Genomic DNA, 25585 nt, shown 5'->3' on the forward strand with positions numbered 1-25585 from the left:
GGCACAGAGTGCGAAGGGCAGAGCTTGATTGCGCTGAGGTGCTGACTGATAATAGCGTTATTAAGGTCGTTTTCTGACCTGGGCGTTTACCGGAGTAAAACATGAGTGATGAAGTAGTAGCACTGCCGTTGCAGTTTACCGACGCCGCAGCCACCAAGGTGAAAAACCTGATTGCCGACGAAGAGAACCCGGCGCTGAAACTTCGCGTCTATATCACCGGTGGCGGTTGCAGTGGTTTCCAGTATGGCTTTACGTTTGACGACCAGCTGAACGATGGCGATATGACAATTGAAAAGCAGGGCGTCTCACTGGTCGTTGATCCAATGAGCCTGCAATATCTGGTGGGCGGTTCGGTTGATTATACGGAAGGCCTGGAAGGATCGCGCTTTATCGTGACCAACCCGAATGCCAAAACCACCTGTGGCTGTGGCTCATCCTTCAGTATCTGATCGCGCAGGCCGTCACTCCGACGGCCTCATTTACCACTCTATTGTGACCAGCCGGTTACTCTGCTTCAGGCTTCCCTGCGATTGAATCTGACTTTGGGTTACGCGTGGCTGCGCGCTTGCCTGTCTGCCACAGTTGATTTGCGGCAAAAGCGGACCGTTAGCCGTGTTGATTTCACAGCGTGAATAGATGACAAGCCTGGCGCCTATAGAGCCATTTATCGATCCCGCAAAAGCAGATCCGGTGATCAAAAGCCCTATGGCCAGCAGCAGTGCTCTGGTCATATAAGGTTCCTGGTGTTTTAAAAAGCGCCGCGGCGCTAAAAGGACGGCGAGCATACGTGGCCCGCTCGTCTCTGGTATTGATTAACGGCAAAAAAGGCTGTTTCTTTAATCGATGCGTGGACTTATTGTGCGGGATGCAACGCGGAACAGAGTTGCTGCGCCGCCAGCAGCAGCCGCGGACCCGGCCGGCTTAACCAGTCCTCGTTAATGGCGATCACCGGCACCGTGAGCTGTGGCCGCCAGAAAGCACGAATGTTCTCCGCCTGCTGTGCACCTCCGGCTATAACTACGGCCTGAGGATGGCGCATCAGCACCTGCTCACGGCTGACCTGCGGCCAGCTGACGCGGCTGTCAGCAAAAATATTCCTGCCACCACATAACGTAATAACTTCATTTTGCAGCGTGGCTCTGGCGGCGGTAAAAAGCGGCTGCTGACCAAACTGCAAAAAAAGCGGAACCGCAGTCAGATGAGTATAGCGCTGTCGCAGCGCCGCTGCCTGCTGTCGTAGCGCTCTGGCCGCGCTGGCGGCCTGCTCTGGCCTGGGACTCCAGCGGCCCAGATCGGCCAGTGCCGTGAACATCTCATCCAGTGTCAGTGGATCAATCCATTTAATGGGTACGCCGAGCTGCTGCAACTGCTCAATCTGCCGCTGCGGATTACCGCCGCGCCAGGCCAGGACCAGATCCGGCTTGAGCTGCAGAATACGCTCGGCTTTGATGCCCTGCCAGTTGGCGACCTGTTCAATCTGTTTCGCCTGCGGCGGATAGTCGGACCAGGCGCTGACTGCGATCGGCGTAATCCCGGCAGCAAAGGCGAGTTCGGTAAGGTGTGGAGCGAGGGTGATAACACGCGGTGGGGAAGCGAGCAGGCTGCCGCTTAATAGCAGCAGCCAGCAGAACAGCAGCGTTTTAGCCACGCGCCAGATGCGCCAGCAGGTTCTCCACCATCAGCGACGATTGCGTCGCTGCAACGCTCAGGAATTCATCAAAGCTCAGGTGCGATTCTTTATCGGCCACGTCTGAAATCGCGCGGACCACCACAAACGGCACCTGGAACTGATGACAGACGTGACCGATAGCGGTCGCTTCCATCTCAACCGCAATCGCCTGCGGGAACAGACTACGAATGCGCGCCAGCGGCTCAGCGCCATTGATAAAGGCATCACCGCTTACCACCAGACCGCGTACAGCATTCAGGTCCAGCTGCTTAATGCAGGCTTCGGCAGCCGCGATAAGCTTGCTGTCTGCCACAAACGCAGCAGGGCAACCCGCCATCTGGCCTGGCTCATAACCAAAAGCGGTGACGTCAGCATCGTGATAACGCACTTCATCTGATACCACGATATCGCCGACGCTCAGTGACGGTGCTAAACCGCCTGCCGACCCGGTGTTGATCACCACATCCGGCTTGCAGAGCTGCAGCAGCAGCGTGGTACCCAGCGCGGCAGAGGTTTTACCAATGCCCGATTTCAGCAGTGCCACTTCAACGCCCTGCAGGGTGCCGGTATAGATTTCACAACCCGCCAGTGTCAGCGTTTGACGGTTTTCAATTTTGTCACGCAGCAGTGTGACTTCCTGCTCCATCGCGCCAATAATGCCTGCTTTCATAGTGAGTTCCGCTAATGTAAAGAATCAAAATTTAGGGCATAGTCTACCATGGCATTCAGGGGATTAATTCACGAAAAAGTCAGGGGTAATTCATGTCGGCGATCAATTTCAGGAAGAAGATCAGCTTCTCACGCCCTTATAACAGCCGAAAAGATCCGGAAGGTGAATATTACATTACCCGCCATTTTGAGAGCGACCGTGGACGAATTATCAACTCGGCCGCTATCCGGCGTCTGCAGCAGAAAACGCAGGTCTTTCCACTGGAGCGCAACGCCGCCGTTCGCTCCCGCCTGACGCACTCGCTGGAGGTGCAGCAAACCGGGCGCTACATCACCAAAGAGATTCTGCAAACCCTGAAGATGCAGGGCGGGCTGGCGCAGTATGGACTGGATGAGATGGAAGGCGCGTTTGAAAGTCTGATCGAGATGGCGTGTCTGCTGCATGACGTCGGTAATCCGCCGTTTGGCCATTTTGGCGAGGCCGCCATTAACGACTGGTTTGAAGAGAACCTCTCTGCCGAACTGGTGGATCCGCTGGTAGCGGGCGTTGAAGGAGAAGAACAGCGGAAGGCTTTTGATCAGCTGAATGCCATGATCCGCCAGGACCTCTGCCATTTTGAGGGCAATGCGCAGGCCATTCGTATGGTGCATACGCTGCTGCAACTCAATCTCAGTTATTCTCAGGTCGCCTGCATCCTGAAATATACCGCACCCGCCTGGTGGCAGGGTGAAAAACCTGCCGAATTTAGCGTCTTAATGAAGAAACCCGGCTTTTATCTCTCTGAGCAGGAGTATATTGCGGATTTACGTGCTGCCACCAATATGGAAGAACACCATCGCTTTCCGCTTACCTATATAATGGAAGCGGCGGATGATATCTCCTATTGTATTGCCGATTTGGACGACGCTGTAGAAAAAGATATCTTTAATGTTGAGAGTTTGTTTGAGTTTCTCAATAAAGCCTGGGGGCCGGTTAAAAATAATGACGCCTTCAGCCGGACTATTGGTGAAGCCTGGCGCGAAGCCTGCAGTAAAAAACGGCGAAGCCGCAGCGATCAATTTTTTATGTCATTACGCGTAAATGTTCAGAGCGTGCTGGTAAGTTATGCCGTGAAACGTTTCGTTGATAATCTGCCTGCTATATTCGATGGCAGTTTCAATCACGCGCTGCTGGAAGATGAGGGTGAAGAGGGCCGGTTACTGCAACTGTTTAAAACTGTTGCGCGCCAGCAGGTCTTTAATCACTCTGAAGTCGAGCAGCTGGAGTTGCAGGGATACCGCGTAATCAAAGGGCTGCTGGAGATCTATCAGCCGCTGATGCGCCTGAACTATGAGGCTTTCACCACGCTGATAAATGAAGACTTCCTGCGTCAGCATCCGATTGAAACCCGGCTTTTTCATAAGCTTTCTGGTAAACACCGTAAAGCCTATTTGCAAAAGATGCGTACCCTTGTGGTAGAGCATAAATATCAGCGGCTGCTGTGGGAACGTTATTATCGCTTCCGGCTTATTCAGGATTATATCAGTGGAATGACCGATCTCTATGCCTGGGATGAGTATCGCCGACTGATGGCTGTAGAATAAGCCGGCGTTTGTAAAGGCCGCGAATAAATTTTTACCTTTGACTTAAACTTTTAAAGGAATTTCGCGCTAAAACATTTATCTCACCTTTCGACCACAGCAATGGTCTGAACAGTAATCTTATCGAGAAATGAAAATGAAAAAAAAGACTTTAGTGTTAAGTGCGCTGGCGTTGAGCCTGAGCATGGCGCTCGCCCCAGTTACTGTTTTTGCTGCGCAAACGGCCTCTTCCGATAGCCAGCAACTCCCTAGCCTGGCGCCTATGCTGGAAAAGGTAATGCCGTCTGTGGTCAGTATCAGCGTTGAGGGTACCACCACCGTGAAAACCCCGCGCATGCCGCAGCAGTTTCAGCAATTCTTTGGCGACAACTCGCCCTTCTGCCAGGACGGTTCTCCGTTCCAGGGATCACCCATGTGTCAGAGCGGTGACGGCGCGGGGGGTAACGGTGGCGCGCCAGGCCCTGATACCCAGCAGGAAAAATTCCGGGCTCTTGGGTCGGGCGTCATCATCAACGCTGAAAAAGGCTATGTGGTGACGAACAACCACGTGGTGAACAACGCCACTAAAATTCAGGTGCAGCTCAGCGATGGTCGTCATTATGACGCCAAAGTCATTGGTAAAGATCCCAGCTCTGACATTGCACTGATTCAGCTGAAGGACGCTAAAAATCTGACTGCTGTGAAAATCGCTGACTCCGACAGCCTGCGCGTCGGTGACTACACCGTGGCGATCGGCAACCCGTATGGTCTGGGTGAGACCGTCACCTCCGGGATCGTCTCGGCGCTGGGACGCAGTGGCCTGAACGTGGAAAACTACGAAAACTTTATCCAGACGGATGCGGCAATTAACCGGGGTAACTCCGGTGGTGCGCTGGTTAACCTTAATGGTGAACTGATAGGGATTAACACCGCTATTCTGGCGCCGGATGGCGGCAACATCGGTATCGGCTTTGCTATCCCAAGCAACATGGTTAAAAACCTGACGGCTCAGATGGTTGAGTTTGGTCAGGTGAAACGTGGCGAGCTGGGCGTGCAGGGGACTGAACTGAACTCCGAGCTGGCAAAAGCGATGAAGGTTGATGCACAGCGTGGTGCCTTTGTCAGCCAGGTGCTGCCAGACTCTGCGGCGGCTAAAGCGGGTATTAAAGCGGGTGACGTGATTGTTTCAATGAATGGCAAACCGCTGAGCAGCTTTGCTTCTCTGCGTGCGGAAGTGGGTTCGCTGCCGGTTGGCACCACACTGAAACTGGGCCTGCTGCGCGACGGCAAACCCGTTGATGTCTCGGTTACCTTGCAGCAGAGCAGCCAGGCGAAAGTGCAGTCCGCCACCATTTACAACGGCATTGAAGGGGCTGACCTCAGCAATGTTGAAACCGGTGATAAAGGTGTTCGCGTGGATAATGTGAAACCCGGCAGCGCCGCAGCGCGTATCGGCCTGAAAAAGGGTGACGTGATCCAGGGAGTTAACCAGCAGCCGGTAACCAACCTCGGTGAGCTGCGAAAAGTCCTCGACACCAAACCAGCCGTTCTGGCGCTGAATGTGAAACGTGGTGACAGCAGCATCTATCTGCTGATGCAGTAACGGTATAACAACTGTTCATGAGGCGGACTGCGGTCCGCCTTTTTTATGGCCGCCTTCCGCGCCGCCAGAGTGTGATGCTCTCCGCAAATTCGGTAAATGATTGCCCGGCTCTGTGCAGTTGCACAATGCTCTGTGCGCAACCCATGCGTATTCTGTTTCTCACCCTCTTTTCCAGGAGTAATGGATGGCTACCTATCACCTTGATGCCCGGCTGGCGCAGGATATCGTGGCACGCACCATGAAAATTATTGACAGTAATGTCAACGTGATGGATGCGCGGGGCCGGATCATCGGCAGCGGTGACCGGGAGCGTATTGGGGAGTTGCACGAAGGTGCGTTGCTGGTGCTCTCTCAGGGGCGTGTTGTCGATATTGATGAGGCGGTGGCTAAACATCTTCATGGTGTGCGGCCCGGCATTAATCTGCCGCTGCGCATCGACGGTGACATTGTCGGGGTCATTGGGCTGACGGGCGAGCCACTGGCGCTGCGACATTATGGCGAACTGGTCTGCATGACCGCAGAGATGATGCTGGAACAGGCGCGATTGCTGCATATGCTGGCGCAGGACAGCCGTCTGCGTGAAGAGCTGGTGCTGAACCTGATCCGCAGCGATACCCTGTCGCCACAACTGACTGAATGGGCACAGCGGTTGGGCATCGATCTCAATCAGCCGCGTGTGGTCGCCGTGCTGGAAGTGGACAGCGGTCAGCTCGGCGTCGACAGCGCGATGTCAGAATTACAGCAGCTGCAAACGCTGCTGACCACGCCGGAGCGCGATAATCTGATCGCTATTGTGTCGCTGACCGAAATGGTGGTGCTGAAGCCCGCACTGAATGGACATGGACGCTACGACCAGGAGGATCATCGCCGCCGCGTGGAACAGTTACTGCAGCGGATGAAAGAGAGCGGACATTTACGGATGCGTATCGCACTGGGCAACTTCTTTACCGGGCCTGGCAGCATTGCACGCTCTTACCGGACCGCACGCACCACAATGATGGTGGGCAAGCAACGTATGCCCGAGTTACGCAGCTATTTTTATCAGGATCTGGTGTTGCCGGTGCTGCTCGACAGCCTGCGTGGCGGCTGGCAGGCCAACGAACTGGCCCGGCCACTGGCGAAGCTTAAGAGCATGGATAACAACGGCTTGCTGCGACGCACGTTAATCGCGTGGTTCACCCATAATGTCCAGCCAAGCGCCACCGCGCGTGCGCTGTTCATTCATCGCAATACGCTGGAATATCGGCTAAACCGGATTTCTGAACTCACCGGACTGAATCTTGGCCATTTCGATGACAGGCTGTTGCTCTATGTGGCTTTACAGCTGGATGAGCAGGGATAGGAGCCGAATTCAGGGCATAAAAAAGGCCAGCAAAGCTGGCCTCTCTCGTCGGACAAAAAATTAACGGCTGTTACGGGTTAATTTTTCCAGATCCGATTCAATTTCAGTGATCTTGTGGGAAACCACGCTTTCCAGGTGACGCAGGTCATCCAGAATTTTGCGTTTCAGATCCACTTCAACCTGGTCACGCTGGCAAATCTGGTCCAGTTCATCGATGACATAACGCAGATTCGGGCTGATTTCCTGAACTTCTTTGTAGCCCTGGGTTGCGTGATCGGCAACAACAGTTTTGCGCTGACGCGGATATTTGAATTTGACGCTCTTTGCGAAAAACTCGCCTTTATCTTTGCGGAAGTAAATCTTCAGAATGTCGTTGTTGGCTTCCTGACGCAGGCTGTAGCGGTCAATGTCGTCCGGGTTACTGATACCTAAGCTTTTCAGATTGTCATACATAGCGTTGTTTCCATCAAAAGTGAGAAGCGCGCAGACTTGTTCATGACGTCCGTCAACTGTAGACATAAATAAGCGGGATGAACATTGCGCGACAGGATTTAACTGGCGCGGATTATGACCTGGATGAAAACTAAACGCACCAGTTAATTCGCGACGCGAAGCATGTTGTTCAGGAATAGCTGTAAAGAAAAGATGACGGGCTGCTTTCCAGCCCGTCATTTTACTCAGTCGATGGTGCGCAGCAGTTCGTTAATGCCGGTTTTACCCAGCGTCTTCGCATCCACTTTCTTCACGATCACGGCACAGTAGAGGCTGTAGCTGCCATCTTTAGACGGCAGGTTACCTGAGACCACGACGGAACCGGCAGGAACACGGCCGTAGTGGACTTCACCGGTTTCGCGGTCATAGATTTTGGTGCTCTGACCGATGTAAACGCCCATTGAGATCACTGAGCCTGCTTCAACAATCACGCCTTCAACGATTTCAGAGCGTGCACCGATGAAGCAGTTGTCTTCGATAATGGTCGGGTTTGCCTGCAACGGTTCCAGCACACCACCGATACCCACGCCGCCAGAAAGGTGAACGTTTTTACCAATCTGCGCACAGGAGCCGACAGTCGCCCAGGTGTCCACCATAGTGCCTTCATCCACGAAGGCGCCGATGTTGACGTAAGAAGGCATCAGGACCGTGTTGCGGGCGATATAAGCACCCTGACGAACAGCTGCAGGCGGCACGACGCGGAAACCCGCTTCTTTGAAACGCGCTTCATCCCAGCCAGCAAATTTCATCGGGACTTTGTCGTAGAAGCGGGTTTCTGAACCTTCCATTACCTGATTGTCATTAATGCGGAAAGAGAGCAGCACTGCTTTCTTCAGCCACTGATGCGTTACCCACTCGCCGTCGATCTTCTCAGCAACGCGCAGCTCACCGCTGTCCAGCAGGGAGATAACCTGGTTGATTGCATCGCGGGTTTCGCTGTCGACGCTGGCAGGGGTAATGTCAGCGCGACGTTCGAAGGCGGATTCAATAACGCTCTGTAACTGTTGCATATTTTTTTCCTGATCTGTCATGTGCGGTGCCGGACAACAGCCCGACACAAGTAAATAGAGTAATGTCTACAAATTGAATCTGGTCACACTTTATCGTTTGGATTAAGGGCCTCTGTCAACCGTTGTTGCAACGCTTTGCGCATTTCTTCATCCAGTGCCTGACGTTCGCTGTTGGCCAGAATAAATAAATCTTCGACCCGCTCGCCGATGGTGCTGATGCGTGCACCGTGCAGTGAGACACCCAGATCGGCAAAGACTTCGCCGACCCGCGCCAGCAGGCCTGGCTGATCCAGCGCCACCAGTTCCAGGTAGCTGCGACGGTCAGTGTGCGTTGGCAGAAAGTTCACTTCGGTATCCACGCTGAAATGCCGCAGTTTGGCCGACGGACGACGGGTACGCGGCGGCACCCAATCTGACTGAGTGATTGCCTGTTCCAGCGCCTGAATGATCATCGGATGGCGATCGGGGGAGAGCGGGCTGCCATCCGGTTCCAGCACAATAAAGGTATCCATTGCCATGCCGTCCCGGCTGGTGAAGATTTGCGCGTCGTGAACGCTGAGGTTACGACGGTCGAGTTCACCGGCCACAGCAGCAAACAGATGAGGCCGATCGGGACTCCAGATAAAAATTTCGGTCCCGCCACGGGTGGCCTGCGGGCTGACCAGCACCAGCGGTTTTTTCAGATCGTGAACCAGCAGGTGGCGGGCATGCCACGCAATCTGATTCGGCGTATGGCGCAGGAAGTAGTCCGCGCGGCAACGATTCCAGATCTGGTGCAGACGCTCTTCATCAATATTATCCATCCGCAGCAGTGCCAGTGCCTGCAGGCGATGATGACGCACCCGCTCCCGCAAATCCGGACTGTTTTCCATACCGCGTCGTAACTGCTTCTCGGTGGCGAAAAACAGCTCGCGTAACAGGCTCTGCTTCCAGCTGTTCCACAGACTTTCATTGGTGGCGCAGATATCGGCCACGGTCAGACAAACCAGATAGCGCAGCCGGTTCTCATTCTGCATCACCTCAGCAAACTGCTGGATCACCGTCGGATCCTGAATATCGCGACGCTGCGCCGTGACAGACATCAGCAGGTGATGACGAACCAGCCAGGCCACCAGTTGAGTTTCACGCGAGTTAAGGCCATGCATTTCAGCGAACTCAAGCGCATCCTGCGCGCCAAGAATAGAGTGATCGCCGCCGCGCCCTTTGGCAATGTCATGCAGCAGCGCAGCCATCAGTAACAGCTCCTGCTGCGGCAGGCGTGGCCATAACTCGACACACAGTGGATGCTGAGGACGGGTGGCTTCATTGGCGAAGCTTTCCAGCTTCTGCAGGACACGAATAGTATGCTCATCCACGGTGTAGGCATGGAACAGATCAAACTGCATCTGTCCGACGATATGCCCCCACAGCGGTGTATAGGCCCACAGCACGCTATGACGATGCATCGGCACCAGCGCCCGGCTCACCGCGCCGGGATGGCGCAGAATTGACATAAACGTGCGTCGCGCTTCCGGAATCTGACACAGCGGCTGTTTAAGATGTCGACGTGCATGGCGCAGGTGACGCAGGGTGGTGGAGTAGATCCCTTTGATACTGTCGTTACGTACCATCACGTAGAACATACGCAGAATCGCCTGCGGCTCGCGGGTGAACAGCGTTTCGTCGCGCAGGTCGATCAAATCACCCCGCAGCTGGAAATCGTCGTCGATAGGCCTGGGTTTTTCACTGGTGGAGAGCGCCAGAATCGCCTCATCAAACAGCTGCAGCAGCATCTGGTTCAGTTCACCGATACGCCGTGTGACCCGATAGAAATCCTTCATCATGCGTTCGACCGGCTCATTGCCTTCGCCCTGGTAATTCAGGCGCTGCGCCACACTGAGCTGGCGATCGAATAGCAGGCGGTTATCGTAGCGGGGGAGGGAAAGATGCAGGGCAAAGCGGATGCGCCAGAGAAACTCCTGACATTCGTTGAGTTCGCTGCGCTCAGCGTCAGTGAGGAAACCAAAGCCGACCATCTCATCCAGGGTAGTGGCACCAAAATGGCGTCGGGCAACCCACTGCAGCGTATGGATGTCTCGCAGGCCACCGGGACTGCTTTTGATATCGGGCTCGAGGTTATAACTGGTGCCGTGATAACGCTTGTGGCGCTCCTGCTGCTCATCAATTTTGGCGGCGAAAAAGCGGGATGAGGGCCAGAAACCGTCGCTGAAGATATTTTTCTGCAGTTCCAGAAACAGCGCCACATCGCCAGTCAGCATCCGTGATTCGATCAGGTTGGTGGCGACGGTCAGATCAGACAATCCCTCCAGCAGACACTCTTCCAGCGTGCGGACGCTGTGGCCCACTTCCAGTTTAAGATCCCACATCAGCGTTAAGAGATCGCTGGTGCGTTGCGCAGCCTGTTCATCCAGCGGCTGGCGGCTGAGGATCAGAACATCGATATCAGAGAGCGGATGCAGTTCGGCACGGCCATAGCCGCCAACGGCGACCAGCGCGGTAGACGGCATTTCATCAAAGCCAAAGAAGCGCCACAGGCGACGCAGCAGCCGATCAATAAACAGCGTGCGGGCATCGATCAGCGGCTCAACGGGTTCACCGGCATCAAACGCGGCAGCCAGATGTTGCTGAAACAGCTCCAGCCTCGGCTTCAGAATGTCGCGGGTCAGCTGGTCGTCACCCCATTCGGCTGGCGAATCAACCAGACCGTTTTTCACATCTTCCGACAGACTCACGCTCATGCAGCTCTTCTCTTTTTTAGCCAAAAAAAAGCCGGCTCAGCGCCGGCTTGATCTGTTTTGGGGGAATTACCCTTCGGCGACGAGCACAGCGGGCAGCGTGTCGTCTTTGCGCAGGGTTAAAATCTCACAGCCGTTTTCCGTCACCACAATAGTATGCTCATACTGCGCGGACAAGCTGCGATCTTTGGTTTTTACCGTCCAGCCATCTTTCATGGTGCGGATGCGGTAATCCCCGGCATTGACCATCGGTTCTACTGTAAAGGTCATACCCGCCTGTAACACGACGCCGCTATCATCGGCATCGTAATGCAATACCTGAGGCTCTTCGTGGAACCCCTTGCCGATGCCGTGACCGCAATATTCGCGTACGACAGAGAAGTCGTTTGCTTCAACATACTTCTGAATGGCACGACCCAACTCGCGCAGGCGGATGCCGGGCTTAATCAGACGCAGGGAAAGATAGAGGCTCTCCTGCGTGACGCGGCACAGGCGCTCACCCTGAATAGTGGGTTTACCAACAATAAACATCTTTGAGGTATCACCGTGGTACTCATCTTTAATGACGGTGACATCGATATTGACGATATCGCCATCTTTCAGAGGGCGATCGTCACTGGGAATCCCGTGACAAACCACTTCATTCACCGAGATGCAGACTGATTTCGGAAAACCGTGATAGCCAAGGCAGGCAGAGACGGCCTGCTGCTTCTGCGTGATGTGTTCGTGGCAGATACGGTCCAGCTCGCCGGTGGTGACACCCGGTTGAACATGAGGCTCGATCATCTCCAGCACTTCGGCGGCCAGTCGGCCCGCGACGCGCATTTTTTCGATTTCTTCAGGGGTTTTGATTGAAATTGCCATTAAATTAATCCGCGGTTGTCGAAATTTTCGACAATAATAAGGTCTGTGCTGTCATGTTAGCAGCCAGTAAATGGGCTGCCAAATAGAGAACGCGCTGGCGCTTATCAGTGATGATTTATTGGCGTCCCATGGCGGTTTGTGGTATAAAGCGCGCCGACGATTCTCTGTATGGCTGTTTCGGTCAGCAGGAAACGCATAACTCTCATTATGTGTAATAAAACACACATGTATCGACACATACGCCGGGGTGCCTTGAAAGAGGTCGGTCGTATGGGATACATGGAGGCCCAACCCCAATCAAACTTTAGAGGTTTTATCATGGCAACTGTTTCCATGCGCGACATGCTCCAGGCTGGTGTTCACTTCGGTCACCAGACCCGTTACTGGAACCCAAAAATGAAGCCATTCATCTTTGGTGCACGTAACAAGGTTCACATCATCAACCTGGAAAAAACTGTACCTATGTTCAACGAAGCTCTGGCTGAACTGAACAAGATCTCTTCCCGTAAAGGTAAGATCCTGATCGTAGGTACTAAGCGCGCTGCTGCCCAGGCAGTAAAAGAGTCTGCACTGAGCTGCGACCAGTTCTTCGTAAACCACCGCTGGTTGGGTGGCATGCTGACTAACTGGAAAACCGTGCGTCAGTCAATCAAGCGTCTGAAAGATCTGGAGATTCAGTCTCAGGATGGCACTTTCGACAAACTGACCAAAAAAGAAGCGCTGATGCGTGCGCGTGAGCTGGCCAAGCTGGAAAACAGCCTGGGCGGTATCAAAGACATGGGCGGTCTGCCAGACGCACTGTTTGTTGTTGATGCTGATCACGAACACATCGCAATCAAAGAAGCAAACAACCTGGGTATCCCGGTATTTGCTATCGTTGATACCAACTCAGATCCAGATGGCGTTGATTTCGTTATCCCAGGTAACGACGATGCGATCCGTGCTGTAAACCTGTACCTGACTGCCGTTGCGACTACCGTTCGCGAAGGCCGCTCTCAGGACCTGGCTGAGCAAGCTGAAGAAGCGTCTTTAGAAAACGCTTAATTAAGGTTTGCTCTGCATAAGAGCCCTTAGCATTCAGATGTGATCTGTAAGGGGCCTATACTGGCCCCTTTATTTTATCTAAGTCTGTCACGCCCCCAACCGGACGGCGGGACAGAGTAAATTTTCCGCAAATAAGTGTCTGCTGGTGCAAACGTACTCAGGCACGAACCGAGGATTCTGGAATGGCTGACATTACCGCTGCATTGGTAAAAGAACTGCGCGAGCGTACTGGCGCTGGCATGATGGATTGCAAAAAAGCGCTGACTGAAGCGAACGGCGACATTGAGCTGGCGATTGAGAACATGCGTAAGTCTGGCGCAATCAAAGCAGCGAAAAAAGCAGGCAACGTTGCTGCTGATGGCGTAATCAAAACCAAGATCGTTGGCGACTACGGCGTGATTCTGGAAGTGAACTGCCAGACTGACTTCGTTGCAAAAGATGGCGGTTTCCAGGCGTTCGCAGACAAAGTTCTGGAAGCGGCTGCCGCTAATCGCGTTACCGACGTTGAAGTTCTGAAAGCGCAGTTCGAAGAAGAGCGCGTTGCACTGGTTGCTAAAATCGGTGAGAACATCAACATCCGTCGCGTTGCAATCCTGGAAGGCGCAGAGCTGGGCAGCTACCTGCACGGCGCACGTATCGGCGTTCTGGTTTCAGCGAAAGGCGCTAACGAAGATCTGATCAAACAGATCGCAATGCACGTTGCAGCAAGCAAACCTGAATTCGTTAAGCCAGAAGACGTTTCTGCTGACGTGGTTGATAAAGAGTACCAGGTTCAGCTGGACATCGCGATGCAGTCTGGCAAGCCAAAAGAGATCGCAGAGAAGATGGTTGAAGGCCGTATGAAGAAATTCACCGGCGAAGTCTCTCTGACAGGTCAGGCTTTCGTTATCGACCCAAGCAAAACCGTTGGCCAGGCTCTGAAAGAGCAGGGCGCTGACGTGATTAACTTCATCCGCTTCGAAGTGGGTGAAGGCATCGAGAAAGTTGAGTCTGACTTCGCTGCAGAAGTTGCAGCAATGTCCAAACAGTCTTAATGCTTTGAAAGAACCGCCATCCGGCGGTTCTTTTTTGTCTGTGAATCGCAACAGACACGTTTTCAGTTTCATCCCAATAGCATTTTCTTTGCGGTAAGCGGATGATCGATCAGAATTTACTTCTCCTTTACACCCAATCTTCCAGGAAGAACTGACCATGGCGACCAACGCAAAACCTGTTTATCAACGTATCCTGCTTAAACTCAGCGGCGAAGCTCTGCAAGGCGCTGAAGGTTTTGGTATCGACGCGAGTGTGCTTGACCGCATGGCACAAGAGGTAAAAGAGCTGGTTGAACTGGGCATCCAGGTTGGCGTAGTGATTGGCGGAGGGAACCTGTTCCGTGGCGCAAGCCTGCAGCAGGCAGGGATGAACCGCGTCGTGGGTGACCACATGGGTATGCTGGCAACCGTGATGAACGGCCTGGCGATGCGTGATGCACTGCACCGCGCCTATGTGAACGCACGCCTGATGTCAGCGATTCCACTGAATGGCGTCTGCGACAACTACAGCTGGGCAGAAGCGATCAGCCTGCTGCGTAACAACCGCGTGGTGATTTTCTCCGCCGGTACCGGTAACCCGTTCTTTACCACCGACTCTGCGGCGTGTTTGCGCGGCATTGAGATTGAAGCGGACGTGGTGCTGAAAGCGACCAAAGTTGACGGCGTCTACTCTGCCGACCCGGTGAAAAGCCCGGACGCAACGCTTTATGAGCAACTGAGCTATGCTGAAGTACTGGATAAAGAGCTGAAAGTGATGGATCTGGCGGCCTTTACCCTGGCGCGTGACCACAAATTGCCTATCCGTGTTTTCAACATGAATAAACCTGGCGCACTGCGTCGTGTAGTGATGGGTGAAAAAGAAGGGACTCTGATTACGCATTAATACCCGAGGCGAGATAAAATAAGGTATATTCTGTCAGCGCGATGAGAATGCATCGCGCACCAGTCAGGATTATCGATGATTATCGATCCCGCTTCCGGTTATGCCGGAACTGGCCAGGTCAAACCGAATCCAAGGGTTTCAACGTGATTAACGACATCAAAAAAGATGCTGACACGCGCATGGAAAAATGCGTTGAAGCATTCAAAACTACCATCAGCAAAGTGCGCACCGGTCGTGCTTCACCTTCGCTGCTTGACGGCATCGTCGTCGAATATTACGGCACGCCGACGCCACTGCGTCAGCTGGCTTCTGTCACTGTGGAAGATTCACGCACGCTGAAAATCAACGTGTTTGACCGTTCACTGAGTCCGGCAGTCGAAAAAGCGATCATGAAGTCTGATCTCGGTCTGAACCCAAGTTCAGCCGGTACCGACATCCGTGTTCCGCTGCCTGCCCTGACAGAAGAGCGTCGTAAAGATCTGATTAAAATCGTGCGCGGCGAAGCCGAGCAGGGCCGTGTGTCGGTACGTAACGTCCGTCGCGATGCCAACGATAAAATCAAAGCGCTGCTGAAAGATAAAGAGATCAGCGAAGACGACGAACGTCGTGCGCAGGATGAAGTGCAAAAAATGACCGATGCGTACATCAAGAAAGTTGATGCCGCACTGTCTGAAAAAGAGTCGGAGCTGATGGATTTCTAATCCCATCACTGCCGGACAAAACGCCGTACAGAGAGGTATTCGTATGAATGCGACATCTGGCGGCGTTTTACATTGTGCCTGAGGGCACGCTGACTTCACACGGATAGCCTCATGAAGCGATTAACTCTGCTGGGATCCACCGGCTCGATCGGCACCAGTACGCTGGCAGTGGTTCGCGCCAACCCGGCGCTTTATCAGATTACTGCGCTGGTCGCTGGCCACAATGTGGCGCTGATGGCCGAACAGTGTGCGGCTTTTACGCCGCGCTACGCCTGCATGGCAGATGAGGCATCCGCCGCTGCGCTGCGTGAGCGACTGAGAGCAATCAGGATCGATACTGAAGTGCTCTCCGGCGTTCAGGCAGCCTGTGAGCTGGCTGCGCTGGATGACGTGGATCAGGTGATGGCGGCAATTGTCGGCGCATCCGGTTTGCTGCCGACGCTGGCAGCCATTCGCGCCGGAAAAACGGTGCTGCTGGCCAACAAAGAATCGCTTGTCACCTGCGGCCGTTTGTTTATGGAGGCGGTGCGTCATCATAACGCGCAGTTACTACCAGTCGACAGTGAGCATAACGCCATTTTTCAGAGTTTACCGGCTACCATCCAGCATCAGTTAGGTTACGCTGACCTGCGGGATAATGGCATTGAGTCGATTATCCTTACGGGATCGGGTGGTCCTTTTCGTGACACAGATTTAGCTGATCTTAGCGCCATGTCGCCGGATCAGGCCTGTGCACATCCGAACTGGTCGATGGGGAGAAAAATCTCTGTTGATTCGGCCACCATGATGAATAAAGGTCTTGAGTACATTGAAGCCCGTTGGTTGTTTAATGCCAGCGCAGCGCAGATGGAAGTGATACTTCACCCACAGTCGGTGATTCACTCCATGGTGCGATACTGCGATGGCAGCGTGCTGGCTCAGTTAGGTTCTCCCGATATGCGTACGCCTATTGCCCACAGCATGGCCTGGCCATCGCGCATCAATGCAGGTGTGACGCCGCTGGATTTTACCCGCATGTCGGCGCTCTCTTTTGCAGAACCTGACTTTAGTCGCTATCCCTGTCTGAAACTGGCCATTGATGCCTGTGAGGCAGGGCAGGCGGCGACCACCACGCTAAATGCTGCCAATGAGGTTGCCGTCGCGGCTTTCCTGAATCACCAGATCCGCTTCACCGACATTGCCGCGCTTAATAGTGCAGTGATGGCGGCACAAGTGTGTCCGGAGCCGGATTCGGTGGACGCTGTCCTTGACATCGATCGCACTGCGCGCGCGCTGGCAACAGAAATGTTGCCGCGCTTCACGTCGTGAAACCGATCGTTATGAGGCCATTTGTTCGCTTCAGGTGAAAATGGTATAGTCGCTGGCTCGCGTTTCACGGTCTGTCACCGAATTCGGTGTGGCCCGGCACTAAGCGTGTGTCGGGATTTGAATCGGGCGCAATGTATTCAGAAAACACAGCATTTCTGATGAAAGGAATTGGTTAAGCGTTATGTCGTCTAACAATCACAACAACACTGATGACCAGCAGGGAAACGGTCCGCGCCACGTCGCTATCATCATGGATGGCAATGGTCGCTGGGCCAAAAATCAGGGAAAATTGCGTATTTCAGGCCACAAAGCCGGTGTTAAATCGGTGCGTCGTGCCGTCAGCTTTGCGGTCAATAACAATCTTGAAGCCCTGACGCTTTATGCCTTCAGTAGTGAAAACTGGAGCCGTCCTGCGCAGGAAGTCACCGCGTTAATGGAACTGTTTGTCTGGGCACTCGACAGTGAAGTAAAGAGCCTGCATAAACACAACGTTCGCTTACGTGTCATTGGCGATACCAGCCGTTTCAGCCCCCGCATTCAGGAACGTATTCGTCGTTCTGAGACCCTGACTGCAAATAATACCCGTCTGACGCTCAACATTGCTGCCAACTATGGCGGCCGTTGGGATATTATCGAAGGCGTGAAAAAACTGGCTGAACAGGTTCAGGAAGGATTACTGCGACCTGACCAGATTACCGAAGAGAGCCTGACGTCGCAGCTCTGCATGCAGGAGCTGGCGCCAGTGGATTTAGTGATAAGGACCGGGGGAGAGCATCGGATTAGCAACTTCCTGCTGTGGCAGATTGCCTATGCTGAATTCTATTTTACCGATGTGCTCTGGCCGGATTTCGATGAACACGTTTTTGAAGGTGCACTGAATGCATTCTCTCTGCGGGAGCGTCGTTTTGGCGGCGCTGCACCAGGCGGCGCCTGAGCAATCTGGGGGTAACCTTTGCTGAAGTCTCGTCTTATTACCGCGTTGATATTAATTCCGCTGGTAATAGCTGCACTATTCTGGTTACCGCCTGTTGGCTTCGCCCTGACAACGATTGTTATCTGCATGCTGGCAGCCTGGGAATGGGGTCAGTTTGCAGGCATGGCATCACGGCAACAGCGTGTCTGGCTGGCTGTACTTTGTGGTCTGTTGCTGGCGCTGATGCAGTTTACGCTGCCACCTTATCAACACACGGTGCATCTGCCACAGATTGCGACATCGCTTTGGGCGTCGCTGGTGTGGTGGGTCGCGGCACTGCTGCTGGTGCTTACCTATCCCGCTTCCGCGGCCTTCTGGCGTCATTCGCGTCCACTTCGCTTACTGTTTGGCGTATTAACGCTGGTGCCCTTTTTCTGGGGCATGGTGGCGCTGCGCCAGTATCACTATGAAACCGACCACTTCGCCGGAGCCTGGTGGCTGCTGTTTGTGCTGCTGCTGGTGTGGGGAGCGGATTCCGGTGCTTATATGTTTGGCAAGATGTTCGGCAAGCACAAGCTGGCGCCGAAAGTCTCACCAGGCAAAACCTGGGAAGGCTTCCTGGGCGGCCTGGTTTCATCGGCGCTGATTGCGCTGCTGTTTGCCACGCTGGCGCCGCTGACGGTCTCCACCGGTACGCTGGTGATTTGCGCGGTTATCGCGACACTGGCCTCTGTTCTGGGTGACCTCACCGAGAGTATGTTTAAACGTGAAGCGGGCATTAAAGACAGTGGTAATCTGATTCCCGGTCATGGCGGCATGCTTGATCGTATTGATAGTCTGACTGCGGCGGTGCCGGTGTTTGCCTGTTTATTGCTGCTGGTGTTCCGCACCCTTTAAGGACAGGCAAAGATGTTGAGCATAATCTGGAGTTTCTTCGCCTTTATCGTTGCGCTGGGCGTGTTGATTACCGTGCATGAGTTTGGCCACTTCTGGGTCGCTCGTCGCTGTGGTGTCAAAGTTGAGCGCTTTTCCATTGGATTTGGTAAGGCGCTCTGGCAGCGCCGTGACCGCCACGGCACCGAATTTGTCATCGCGCTGATCCCGCTCGGCGGCTACGTTAAAATGCTCGACGAACGTGTCGAAAGCGTGCCCGCCGAGTTGCGTCATCAGGCTTTTAATAACAAAGCCGTCTGGCAACGCGCCTCCATTATTGCGGCAGGGCCTGTCGCTAACTTTATCTTTGCCATCTTTGCCTACTGGGTTGTGTTTATTCACGGCGTACCGGGTGTACGCCCGGTAATCGGTGAAATTTTAAACGGTTCGGTCGCTGCAGAAGCGCAAATTACGCCCGGCATGGAACTTAAGGCTGTTGACGGTATCGAAACGCCTGACTGGGATGCTGTGCGTATGGCGCTGGTGGGTAAAATCGGCGATAGCAGCACCACGTTAACCGTGGCCCGATTTGGCGAAGATGCAACCCAGCAGAAGCAGCTGGATTTGCGTAACTGGCAGTTTGAGCCTGATAAGCAGGATCCGGTCGTTGCATTAGGGATTCAGCCACGCGGTCCGCAAATTGAGACCACACTGGCAGAAGTGCAGGCGAACTCGCCAGCGAGTGAAGCCGGTTTGCAAGCAGGCGACAGGATCGTTAAAGTCGATGGTCAGCCATTATCGCAGTGGCAGACTTTTGTCACGCAGGTCCGGGATAATCCCGGTAAAAGCATGGCGCTTGAAGTGGATCGCGGCGGTGAATCAATTGCGCTGACGATGACGCCAGAAGCGAAAAATGGCAGTAAGGCGGGCTTTGCGGGAGTGATTCCGCGTATCGTCCCGCTGCCAGAAGAGTACAAGACGGTAAGGCAGTATGGCGCATTTGCGGCAATCGGTGAGGCCAGTGTAAAAACCTGGCAATTGATGAAGCTCACTGTTTCCATGCTGGGCAAGTTAATAACCGGTGATGTGAAGCTGAACAACCTGAGCGGGCCAATTTCGATTGCGCAGGGTGCAGGATTGTCAGCTGAGTACGGGTTGATTTACTACCTGATGTTCCTGGCGTTGATTAGCGTCAACCTGGGCATCATCAACCTGTTCCCTTTGCCGGTTTTAGATGGTGGGCACTTGCTCTTCCTTGCGATCGAAAAGATCAAAGGTGGACCGGTGTCCGAGCGAGTTCAGGACTTTAGTTATCGCATCGGTTCGATTTTACTGGTGCTGTTAATGGGGCTTGCACTTTTCAATGATTTCTCACGTTTGTAACCGCTGGAACGCGAACATTCGAGGGATGTGTTAGGAAAACGCATAACAACGATGGCGATGAAAAAGTTGCTCATAGCGTCGCTGCTGTTTAGCAGCGCCACCGTTTACGGTGCAGACGATTTCGTGGTGAAGGATATTCATTTCGAAGGGCTGCAGCGAGTCGCCGTCGGCGCGGCTCTGCTGAGCATGCCAGTACGGGTTGGCGATACGGTGAATGACGATGATGTCAGAAATACCATTCGCTCGCTGTTCGCTACTGGCAACTTTGAGGATGTTCAGGTCCTGCGAGACGGTACAACGCTGATTGTCCAGGTCAAAGAACGTCCTACCATTGCCAGCATTACCTTCACCGGTAACAAAGCGGTGAAAGAGGATCAGCTCAAACAAAATCTGGAAGCCTCAGGTGTGCGTGTCGGCGAAGCGCTGGACCGCACCACTATCTCTTCTATTGAGAAAGGCCTTGAGGATTTCTACTACAGCGTCGGTAAATACACCGCCAACGTGAAAGCGGTGGTGACACCCCTGCCGCGTAACCGTGTCGATCTGAAGCTGGTCTTTACCGAGGGTGTCTCTGCCAAAATTCAGCAGATCAACATTGTCGGTAATAAAGCCTTTAGCTCTGATGAACTGATCTCCCGTTTCCAGCTGCGTGATGAAGTGCCGTGGTGGAACGTAGTAGGCGATCGTAAATACCAGAAGCAGAAACTGGCAGGTGACCTTGAGACTCTGCGCAGCTTCTATCTGGATCGCGGCTATGCACGCTTCAATATCGATTCGACACAGGTCAGCCTGACGCCAGATAAAAAAGGCATCTACATCACGGTGAACATCACCGAGGGTGACCAGTACAAAATTGCTGGCGTAATCGTCAATGGCAGCATGGCGGGTCACTCCGCAGAAATTGAACATCTGACCAAAATTCCGGCAGGCGAGCTCTATAACGGCGCCAAAGTCACGAAAATGGAAGATGACATCAAGAAACTGCTGGGCCGCTACGGCTATGCCTATCCGCGTGTAGTCACACAGCCAGAAATCAACGACGCCGACAAAACCGTGAAACTGCACATCAACGTGGATGCGGGTAACCGTTACTACGTGCGTAATGTTCGTTTCGAAGGTAATGACACGTCAAAAGACTCGGTGTTACGTCGCGAAATGCGTCAGATGGAAGGCGCATGGCTGGGCAGCGATCTGGTTGAACAGGGTAAAGAGCGTCTGAACCGCACCGGTTACTTTGAAACCGTGGATGTGGATACCCAGCGTGTACCAGGCTCGCCTGACCAGGTTGACGTGGTCTACAAAGTTAAAGAGCGTAACACCGGTACTTTCAACTTCGGCGTCGGTTACGGCACTGAAAGTGGTGTGAGTTTCCAGGTTGGCGTAACGCAGGATAACTGGCTGGGCACCGGTAATACCGTGGGCATCAGCGGGACCAAAAACGATTACCAGACCTATGCTGAATTCTCGCTTACTGACCCTTACTTCACCGTTGACGGTGTGAGTCTGGGTGGTCGTCTGTTCTACAACGACTTCAAAGCAGACAATGCTGACCTTTCTGACTATACCAACAAGAGTTATGGTCTGGATGGCACACTTGGCTTCCCGGTTAACGAAAACAACACCCTGCGTGTCGGTCTGGGCTATGTCCACAATGACCTGTCAAACATGCAGCCGCAGGTTGCGATGTGGCGTTACCTTGACTCGGTTGGTAAGCCGCAGCAGCTTAATGACAAAGGCGAATTCTCAGCAGATGACTTCACCTTTAACTACGGCTGGACTTACAACACCCTGGACCGCGGATTCTTCCCGACATCCGGTAACCGCACTAACCTGAATGGTAAAGTGACGATTCCTGGTTCAGATAACAGCTTCTATAAGGCCACGCTCGATAGTCAGCAGTATGTGCCGATTAACCAGGATCGTACCTGGGTGCTGTTGGGACGTGGTCGTATCGGCTATGGCGATGGACTCGGCGGCAAAGAGATGCCGTTCTACGAGAACTTCTATGCCGGTGGTTCAAGCACGGTTCGCGGCTTCCAGTCCAACACCATTGGACCGAAAGCAGCCTACTTTAATAACAACTCGTCGAACTGCCGAATCGCTGATCCAAATGGCGTTTGTAAGTCTGACGATGCGGTGGGCGGTAACGCCATGGCGATCGCCAGCCTTGAGCTGATCACGCCAACGCCGTTCCTGAGCGAGAAGTATGCTAACTCGGTGCGTACCTCGGTGTTTGTCGATGCCGGTACCGCGTGGGATACCCATTGGGAAAATACAGCGGAAACGCGTGCGGCAGGCATTCCTGACTACAGCGATCCAAACAACATTCGTGTATCAAGCGGTGTTGCGTTGCAGTGGATGTCACCGCTTGGCCCGCTGGTGTTCTCTTACGCCCAGCCGTTCAAGAAAGTCGATGGAGACAAGTCAGAGCAGTTCCAGTTTAACATTGGTAAAACCTGGTAATGTTCTGAGCAAGGATGCATAGCTGAAGTATTGCTGCCGGGCAGCACCTGTTGCTGTTCCGGCGCAAACACTGTGTCGCTGACACAAACGTTGATGGTAAGGAGTTTATAGTGAAAAAGTTGTTGTGTGCCGCAGGTCTGGGTCTTGCTTTAGCGGTTTCCGCTGGTGTTCAGGCTGCTGACAAAATTGCAGTGGTAAACGTGTCCAGCATTTTCCAACAGTTACCGCAACGTGCGACTGTTGCTAAACAGCTGGAAAACGAGTTCAAAGGCCGTGCAACTGAGTTGCAGAGCCAGGAGCGCGATCTGCAAACTAAAATGCAGCGTCTGCAGCGTGACGGTTCTACCATGAAGGCAAGCGAACGCAGCCGCATGGAAAAAGATGTCATGTCTCAGCGTGAAGCGTTCTCTTCAAAAGCACAGGCTTTTGAGCAGGATAACCGTCGTCGTCAGATGGAAGAGCGTAACAAGCTGCTGAGCCGTATTCAGGATGCCGTTAAGAAAGTCGCTGACAGCGATGGTTACGACGTCGTGATCGACGCCAACGCGGTGGCTTATGCATCAAACGCAAAAGACATCACAGCTGACGTGCTGAAACAGGTTAAATAATTCATGTCATCTATTCGACTGGCTGATTTAGCCCAGCAGTTGGATGCAGAATTGCACGGAGATGGCGATATCGTCATCTCCGGCATTGCTTCTATGCAATCCGCCACAACTGGCCAAATCACTTTTCTTGCAAACAGCCGTTACCGCGAGCAACTCGCCCTGATTAAGGCCTCAGCCGTGGTGCTGACGGAAGCGGATCTGGAGTGGTGTAATACCGCAGCGCTGGTAGTGAAAAATCCCTACCTGACTTATGCGCGTATGGCACAAATACTCGATACCACGCCACAGCCGGCGCAAAATATCGCCCCCAGCGCGGTAATTGACCCCTCAGCCCGACTCGGCAACAATGTCGCCATTGGCGCCAATGCAGTGATCGAAGCGGATGTTGAGCTGGGTGACAACGTAGTTATTGGTGCGGGATGTTTTGTTGGCAAAAAAACCCGTATTGGCAGTGGCACCCGTCTCTGGGCCAACGTCTCTGTTTATCACGAGATCGAAATTGGCCAGGATTGTCTGATTCAGTCAGGTACCGTCATCGGTTCTGATGGTTTCGGCTATGCCAACGATCGCGGTAACTGGGTGAAAATCCCGCAGTTAGGCGCGGTAATTATCGGCGATCGCGTCGAAATAGGGGCCTGCACCACCATCGATCGCGGTGCGCTTGATAACACTCTGATCGGCAATGGTGTTATCATAGACAACCAGTGCCAGATCGCTCACAACGTAGTTATTGGCGACAATACTGCGGTTGCAGGCGGTGTGATCATGGCGGGTAGTCTGAAGATTGGACGTTACTGTATGATTGGCGGTGCCAGCGTCATTAACGGCCATATGGAAATCTGTGACAAAGTAACGGTGACCGGTATGGGTATGGTCATGCGTCCTATCACAGAGCCAGGCGTTTATTCGTCAGGCATTCCGCTGCAACCCAACAAAACCTGGCGTAAAACTGCAGCGCTGGTGATGAACATCGATGATATGAGCAAACGCTTAAAAGCCATCGAGCGCAAGGTCGGCAAAGACGACTAACCGCCATCCCAAAACTGACCGGCTTTCATAATAAAAATGTTAAGCAGGGAAGCCCGGCGCCACAGTACCTATTTGCGGCCTGCGGAAGATCATTTTGATCTGTGCAGGCCGTGTTATTGATGTCATCAGATTTTTAGGACAGGAAGAGTATTTTGACTACTGAAACTCATACTCTGAAAATTGAAGAGATTTTAGAGCTGCTGCCGCATCGCTATCCGTTTCTGCTGGTAGACCGTGTGCTGGAATTTGAAGAGCACAAATACCTGCGTGCAGTGAAGAACGTTTCTGTTAATGAACCGTTTTTCCAGGGGCACTTCCCTGGTAAACCGATTTTTCCTGGCGTTCTGATCCTGGAAGCGATGGCGCAGGCCACCGGTATTCTGGCGTTTAAAAGCGTAGGTAAACTGGAGCCAGGCGAACTCTATTACTTTGCCGGTATCGACAGTGCCCGCTTTAAGCGTCCTGTGGTACCAGGTGACCAAATGATCATGGAAGTCACTTTCGAGAAAACCCGCCGTGGTCTGACCCGCTTTAAAGGCGTGGCGACTGTTGACGGTAAAATCGTTTGTGAAGCGACCATGATGTGTGCCCGCAGCCGGGAGGCATAATTCGTGATTGATCCAACCGCCACTATCCATCCCAGTTCTGTCATCGAAGAGGGCGCTATCATTGGCGCCCGTGTTCACATTGGCCCGTTTTGCTTTATCGGCGCGAATGTTGAGATTGGTGAAGGAACAGTACTGAAGTCACACGTTGTGGTGAATGGCCACACGCGTATCGGTAAAGATAATCAGATCTACCAGTTTGCCTCAATTGGCGAAGTGAATCAGGATCTGAAATATGCCGGTGAGCCAACACGGGTTGAGATCGGTGATCGCAACCGTATTCGTGAAAGCGTGACGATTCATCGCGGCACCACGCAGGGTGGCCATGTCACCACAGTGGGCAGCGATAATCTGCTGATGGTCAATGTCCACATTGCGCATGACTGCGTGATTGGTAACCGCTGTATCTTCGCGAACAATGCCACCCTGGGTGGTCACGTGACGGTCGATGATTTCGCCATTATTGGCGGCATGACAGCGGTACATCAGTGGTGCATCATCGGTGCGCACGTGATGGTTGGTGGCTGTTCCGGCGTGGCGCAGGATGTTCCGCCTTACGTTATTGCGCAGGGTAACCATGCGACGCCGTTCGGTATCAATATTGAGGGTCTTAAGCGTCGTGGCTTCAGCAAAGAGTCGTTGCATGCGATTCGCAACGCTTACAAGCTGCTCTATCGCAGTGGCAGAACGCTGGAAGAAGTGAAGCCGGAGATCGAAGCCATTGCGCAACAGCACAGCGAAGTGCAGCCTTTCTACGACTTCTTTACCCGTTCAACCCGTGGATTAATTCGTTAATC

The 25585-nt window shown here is 53.4% G+C and carries 24 protein-coding genes; 17 read left to right on the forward strand and 7 right to left on the reverse strand.

Translation table 11 applies throughout. The features are described from left to right. The first annotated feature begins 101 nt into the window (after nt 1-101). Nucleotides 102-449: an iron-sulfur cluster insertion protein ErpA gene (erpA, locus tag AC6I77_RS03450; protein WP_008925625.1), complete on the forward strand. Its 348-nt coding sequence runs from the start codon at nt 102-104 to the stop codon at nt 447-449. A gap of 30 nt (nt 450-479) precedes the next feature. Here the strand turns inward: erpA and AC6I77_RS03455 are convergent, their stop codons facing one another. The 3 genes from AC6I77_RS03455 to mtnN form a co-directional block, all read right to left on the reverse strand. Next, on the reverse strand, nt 480-731 hold the full coding sequence (locus AC6I77_RS03455) for a hypothetical protein (protein WP_008925626.1): 252 nt from the start codon (nt 729-731) through the stop codon (nt 480-482). 122 nt (nt 732-853) lie between these two features. Continuing rightward, nucleotides 854-1648 (reverse strand): vitamin B12 ABC transporter substrate-binding protein BtuF, encoded by a 795-nt coding sequence (btuF, locus tag AC6I77_RS03460; RefSeq protein ID WP_008925627.1) that lies wholly within the window; start codon nt 1646-1648, stop codon nt 854-856. Further along, nucleotides 1641-2339 (reverse strand): 5'-methylthioadenosine/S-adenosylhomocysteine nucleosidase, encoded by a 699-nt coding sequence (mtnN, locus tag AC6I77_RS03465; RefSeq protein ID WP_008925628.1) that lies wholly within the window; start codon nt 2337-2339, stop codon nt 1641-1643. The genes btuF and mtnN overlap by 8 nt, the downstream gene beginning before the upstream one ends. A gap of 92 nt (nt 2340-2431) precedes the next feature. On the opposite strand from mtnN, the gene dgt reads away from it, so the two are divergent. From dgt to AC6I77_RS03480, 3 genes are all read left to right on the forward strand, one after another. After that, nucleotides 2432-3922 carry a dGTPase gene (gene dgt, locus AC6I77_RS03470; RefSeq protein ID WP_008925629.1) on the forward strand — a complete coding sequence of 497 codons (1491 nt, stop codon included), beginning with the start codon at nt 2432-2434 and terminating at the stop codon, nt 3920-3922. A 133-nt stretch (nt 3923-4055) separates the two neighbouring features. After that, nucleotides 4056-5501, forward strand: coding sequence for a serine endoprotease DegP (gene degP / locus AC6I77_RS03475; RefSeq protein WP_008925630.1), 1446 nt, complete (start codon nt 4056-4058; stop codon nt 5499-5501). A 184-nt stretch (nt 5502-5685) separates the two neighbouring features. Further along, a complete protein-coding gene (locus AC6I77_RS03480) occupies nt 5686-6843 on the forward strand; it encodes a CdaR family transcriptional regulator (protein ID WP_078804726.1) in 1158 nt (385 codons plus the stop codon). A 60-nt stretch (nt 6844-6903) separates the two neighbouring features. Here AC6I77_RS03480 and AC6I77_RS03485 read toward each other — a convergent pair whose 3' ends face one another. The 4 genes from AC6I77_RS03485 to map all read right to left on the reverse strand — a co-directional run bounded on the left by AC6I77_RS03485 (nt 6904) and on the right by map (nt 11944). Then, nucleotides 6904-7296 carry a DUF3461 family protein gene (locus tag AC6I77_RS03485; protein ID WP_008925632.1) on the reverse strand — a complete coding sequence of 131 codons (393 nt, stop codon included), beginning with the start codon at nt 7294-7296 and terminating at the stop codon, nt 6904-6906. Nucleotides 7297-7520: 224 nt separating this feature from the next. Further along, nucleotides 7521-8345 carry a 2,3,4,5-tetrahydropyridine-2,6-dicarboxylate N-succinyltransferase gene (gene dapD / locus AC6I77_RS03490; protein WP_008925633.1) on the reverse strand — a complete coding sequence of 275 codons (825 nt, stop codon included), beginning with the start codon at nt 8343-8345 and terminating at the stop codon, nt 7521-7523. Between the two features lie 83 nt (nt 8346-8428). After that, nucleotides 8429-11083: a bifunctional uridylyltransferase/uridylyl-removing protein GlnD gene (glnD, locus tag AC6I77_RS03495; protein ID WP_039658720.1), complete on the reverse strand. Its 2655-nt coding sequence runs from the start codon at nt 11081-11083 to the stop codon at nt 8429-8431. Nucleotides 11084-11149: 66 nt separating this feature from the next. After that, nucleotides 11150-11944 carry a type I methionyl aminopeptidase gene (map, locus tag AC6I77_RS03500; RefSeq protein WP_008925635.1) on the reverse strand — a complete coding sequence of 265 codons (795 nt, stop codon included), beginning with the start codon at nt 11942-11944 and terminating at the stop codon, nt 11150-11152. A gap of 318 nt (nt 11945-12262) precedes the next feature. Between map and rpsB the strand changes: the two genes are divergently transcribed. The 13 genes from rpsB (at nt 12263) to lpxA (ending at nt 25583) form a co-directional block, all read left to right on the forward strand. Beyond that, nucleotides 12263-12988 carry a 30S ribosomal protein S2 gene (gene rpsB, locus AC6I77_RS03505; protein WP_008925636.1) on the forward strand — a complete coding sequence of 242 codons (726 nt, stop codon included), beginning with the start codon at nt 12263-12265 and terminating at the stop codon, nt 12986-12988. 182 nt (nt 12989-13170) lie between these two features. Further along, on the forward strand, nt 13171-14022 hold the full coding sequence (gene tsf, locus AC6I77_RS03510) for a translation elongation factor Ts (protein WP_008925637.1): 852 nt from the start codon (nt 13171-13173) through the stop codon (nt 14020-14022). Between the two features lie 157 nt (nt 14023-14179). Next, nucleotides 14180-14905: a UMP kinase gene (gene pyrH, locus AC6I77_RS03515; protein WP_003852654.1), complete on the forward strand. Its 726-nt coding sequence runs from the start codon at nt 14180-14182 to the stop codon at nt 14903-14905. A gap of 143 nt (nt 14906-15048) precedes the next feature. Beyond that, nucleotides 15049-15606: a ribosome recycling factor gene (gene frr, locus AC6I77_RS03520; RefSeq protein ID WP_003852653.1), complete on the forward strand. Its 558-nt coding sequence runs from the start codon at nt 15049-15051 to the stop codon at nt 15604-15606. Nucleotides 15607-15717: 111 nt separating this feature from the next. Beyond that, nucleotides 15718-16914: a 1-deoxy-D-xylulose-5-phosphate reductoisomerase gene (gene ispC / locus AC6I77_RS03525; protein WP_008925638.1), complete on the forward strand. Its 1197-nt coding sequence runs from the start codon at nt 15718-15720 to the stop codon at nt 16912-16914. A 181-nt stretch (nt 16915-17095) separates the two neighbouring features. Beyond that, nucleotides 17096-17848 (forward strand): (2E,6E)-farnesyl-diphosphate-specific ditrans,polycis-undecaprenyl-diphosphate synthase, encoded by a 753-nt coding sequence (gene ispU / locus AC6I77_RS03530; protein WP_003852651.1) that lies wholly within the window; start codon nt 17096-17098, stop codon nt 17846-17848. Nucleotides 17849-17866: 18 nt separating this feature from the next. Further along, the gene (cdsA, locus tag AC6I77_RS03535; protein ID WP_033743116.1) at nt 17867-18724 is read left to right on the forward strand and encodes a phosphatidate cytidylyltransferase; all 858 of its coding nucleotides are present in this window, start codon (nt 17867-17869) and stop codon (nt 18722-18724) included. A 12-nt stretch (nt 18725-18736) separates the two neighbouring features. Beyond that, nucleotides 18737-20083 (forward strand): sigma E protease regulator RseP, encoded by a 1347-nt coding sequence (gene rseP / locus AC6I77_RS03540; protein ID WP_003852647.1) that lies wholly within the window; start codon nt 18737-18739, stop codon nt 20081-20083. A gap of 51 nt (nt 20084-20134) precedes the next feature. Next, entirely contained in the window at nt 20135-22546 is a 2412-nt protein-coding gene (bamA, locus tag AC6I77_RS03545; RefSeq protein ID WP_003852645.1) for an outer membrane protein assembly factor BamA, read from the forward strand. A gap of 110 nt (nt 22547-22656) precedes the next feature. Beyond that, a complete protein-coding gene (gene skp, locus AC6I77_RS03550) occupies nt 22657-23154 on the forward strand; it encodes a molecular chaperone Skp (protein ID WP_003852644.1) in 498 nt (165 codons plus the stop codon). 3 nt (nt 23155-23157) lie between these two features. After that, nucleotides 23158-24183, forward strand: a complete 1026-nt coding sequence (gene lpxD / locus AC6I77_RS03555; RefSeq protein WP_008925640.1) for a UDP-3-O-(3-hydroxymyristoyl)glucosamine N-acyltransferase — start codon at nt 23158-23160, stop codon at nt 24181-24183. A gap of 152 nt (nt 24184-24335) precedes the next feature. Further along, a complete protein-coding gene (fabZ, locus tag AC6I77_RS03560) occupies nt 24336-24791 on the forward strand; it encodes a 3-hydroxyacyl-ACP dehydratase FabZ (protein ID WP_003852639.1) in 456 nt (151 codons plus the stop codon). A 3-nt stretch (nt 24792-24794) separates the two neighbouring features. Then, the gene (gene lpxA, locus AC6I77_RS03565) at nt 24795-25583 is read left to right on the forward strand and encodes an acyl-ACP--UDP-N-acetylglucosamine O-acyltransferase (RefSeq protein ID WP_003852636.1); all 789 of its coding nucleotides are present in this window, start codon (nt 24795-24797) and stop codon (nt 25581-25583) included. Nucleotides 25584-25585: the final 2 nt, after the last annotated feature.

It is taken from the genome of Pantoea sp. X-Soil-ISGK-259 (genome assembly GCF_059730705.1).

What these genes read in the sequence shown, in the direction of transcription:
- erpA (WP_008925625.1), top strand. Translation starts at nt 102, where the DNA reads ATGAGTGATGAAGTAGTAGCACTGCCGTTGCAGTTTACCGACGCCGCA.
- AC6I77_RS03455 (WP_008925626.1), bottom strand. Translation starts at nt 731, where the DNA reads ATGACCAGAGCACTGCTGCTGGCCATAGGGCTTTTGATCACCGGATCT.
- mtnN (WP_008925628.1), bottom strand. Translation starts at nt 2,339, where the DNA reads ATGAAAGCAGGCATTATTGGCGCGATGGAGCAGGAAGTCACACTGCTG.
- dgt (WP_008925629.1), top strand. Translation starts at nt 2,432, where the DNA reads ATGTCGGCGATCAATTTCAGGAAGAAGATCAGCTTCTCACGCCCTTAT.
- degP (WP_008925630.1), top strand. Translation starts at nt 4,056, where the DNA reads ATGAAAAAAAAGACTTTAGTGTTAAGTGCGCTGGCGTTGAGCCTGAGC.
- AC6I77_RS03480 (WP_078804726.1), top strand. Translation starts at nt 5,686, where the DNA reads ATGGCTACCTATCACCTTGATGCCCGGCTGGCGCAGGATATCGTGGCA.
- AC6I77_RS03485 (WP_008925632.1), bottom strand. Translation starts at nt 7,296, where the DNA reads ATGTATGACAATCTGAAAAGCTTAGGTATCAGTAACCCGGACGACATT.
- dapD (WP_008925633.1), bottom strand. Translation starts at nt 8,345, where the DNA reads ATGCAACAGTTACAGAGCGTTATTGAATCCGCCTTCGAACGTCGCGCT.
- glnD (WP_039658720.1), bottom strand. Translation starts at nt 11,083, where the DNA reads ATGAGCGTGAGTCTGTCGGAAGATGTGAAAAACGGTCTGGTTGATTCG.
- map (WP_008925635.1), bottom strand. Translation starts at nt 11,944, where the DNA reads ATGGCAATTTCAATCAAAACCCCTGAAGAAATCGAAAAAATGCGCGTC.
- rpsB (WP_008925636.1), top strand. Translation starts at nt 12,263, where the DNA reads ATGGCAACTGTTTCCATGCGCGACATGCTCCAGGCTGGTGTTCACTTC.
- tsf (WP_008925637.1), top strand. Translation starts at nt 13,171, where the DNA reads ATGGCTGACATTACCGCTGCATTGGTAAAAGAACTGCGCGAGCGTACT.
- pyrH (WP_003852654.1), top strand. Translation starts at nt 14,180, where the DNA reads ATGGCGACCAACGCAAAACCTGTTTATCAACGTATCCTGCTTAAACTC.
- ispC (WP_008925638.1), top strand. Translation starts at nt 15,718, where the DNA reads ATGAAGCGATTAACTCTGCTGGGATCCACCGGCTCGATCGGCACCAGT.
- ispU (WP_003852651.1), top strand. Translation starts at nt 17,096, where the DNA reads ATGTCGTCTAACAATCACAACAACACTGATGACCAGCAGGGAAACGGT.
- rseP (WP_003852647.1), top strand. Translation starts at nt 18,737, where the DNA reads ATGTTGAGCATAATCTGGAGTTTCTTCGCCTTTATCGTTGCGCTGGGC.
- bamA (WP_003852645.1), top strand. Translation starts at nt 20,135, where the DNA reads ATGGCGATGAAAAAGTTGCTCATAGCGTCGCTGCTGTTTAGCAGCGCC.
- lpxD (WP_008925640.1), top strand. Translation starts at nt 23,158, where the DNA reads ATGTCATCTATTCGACTGGCTGATTTAGCCCAGCAGTTGGATGCAGAA.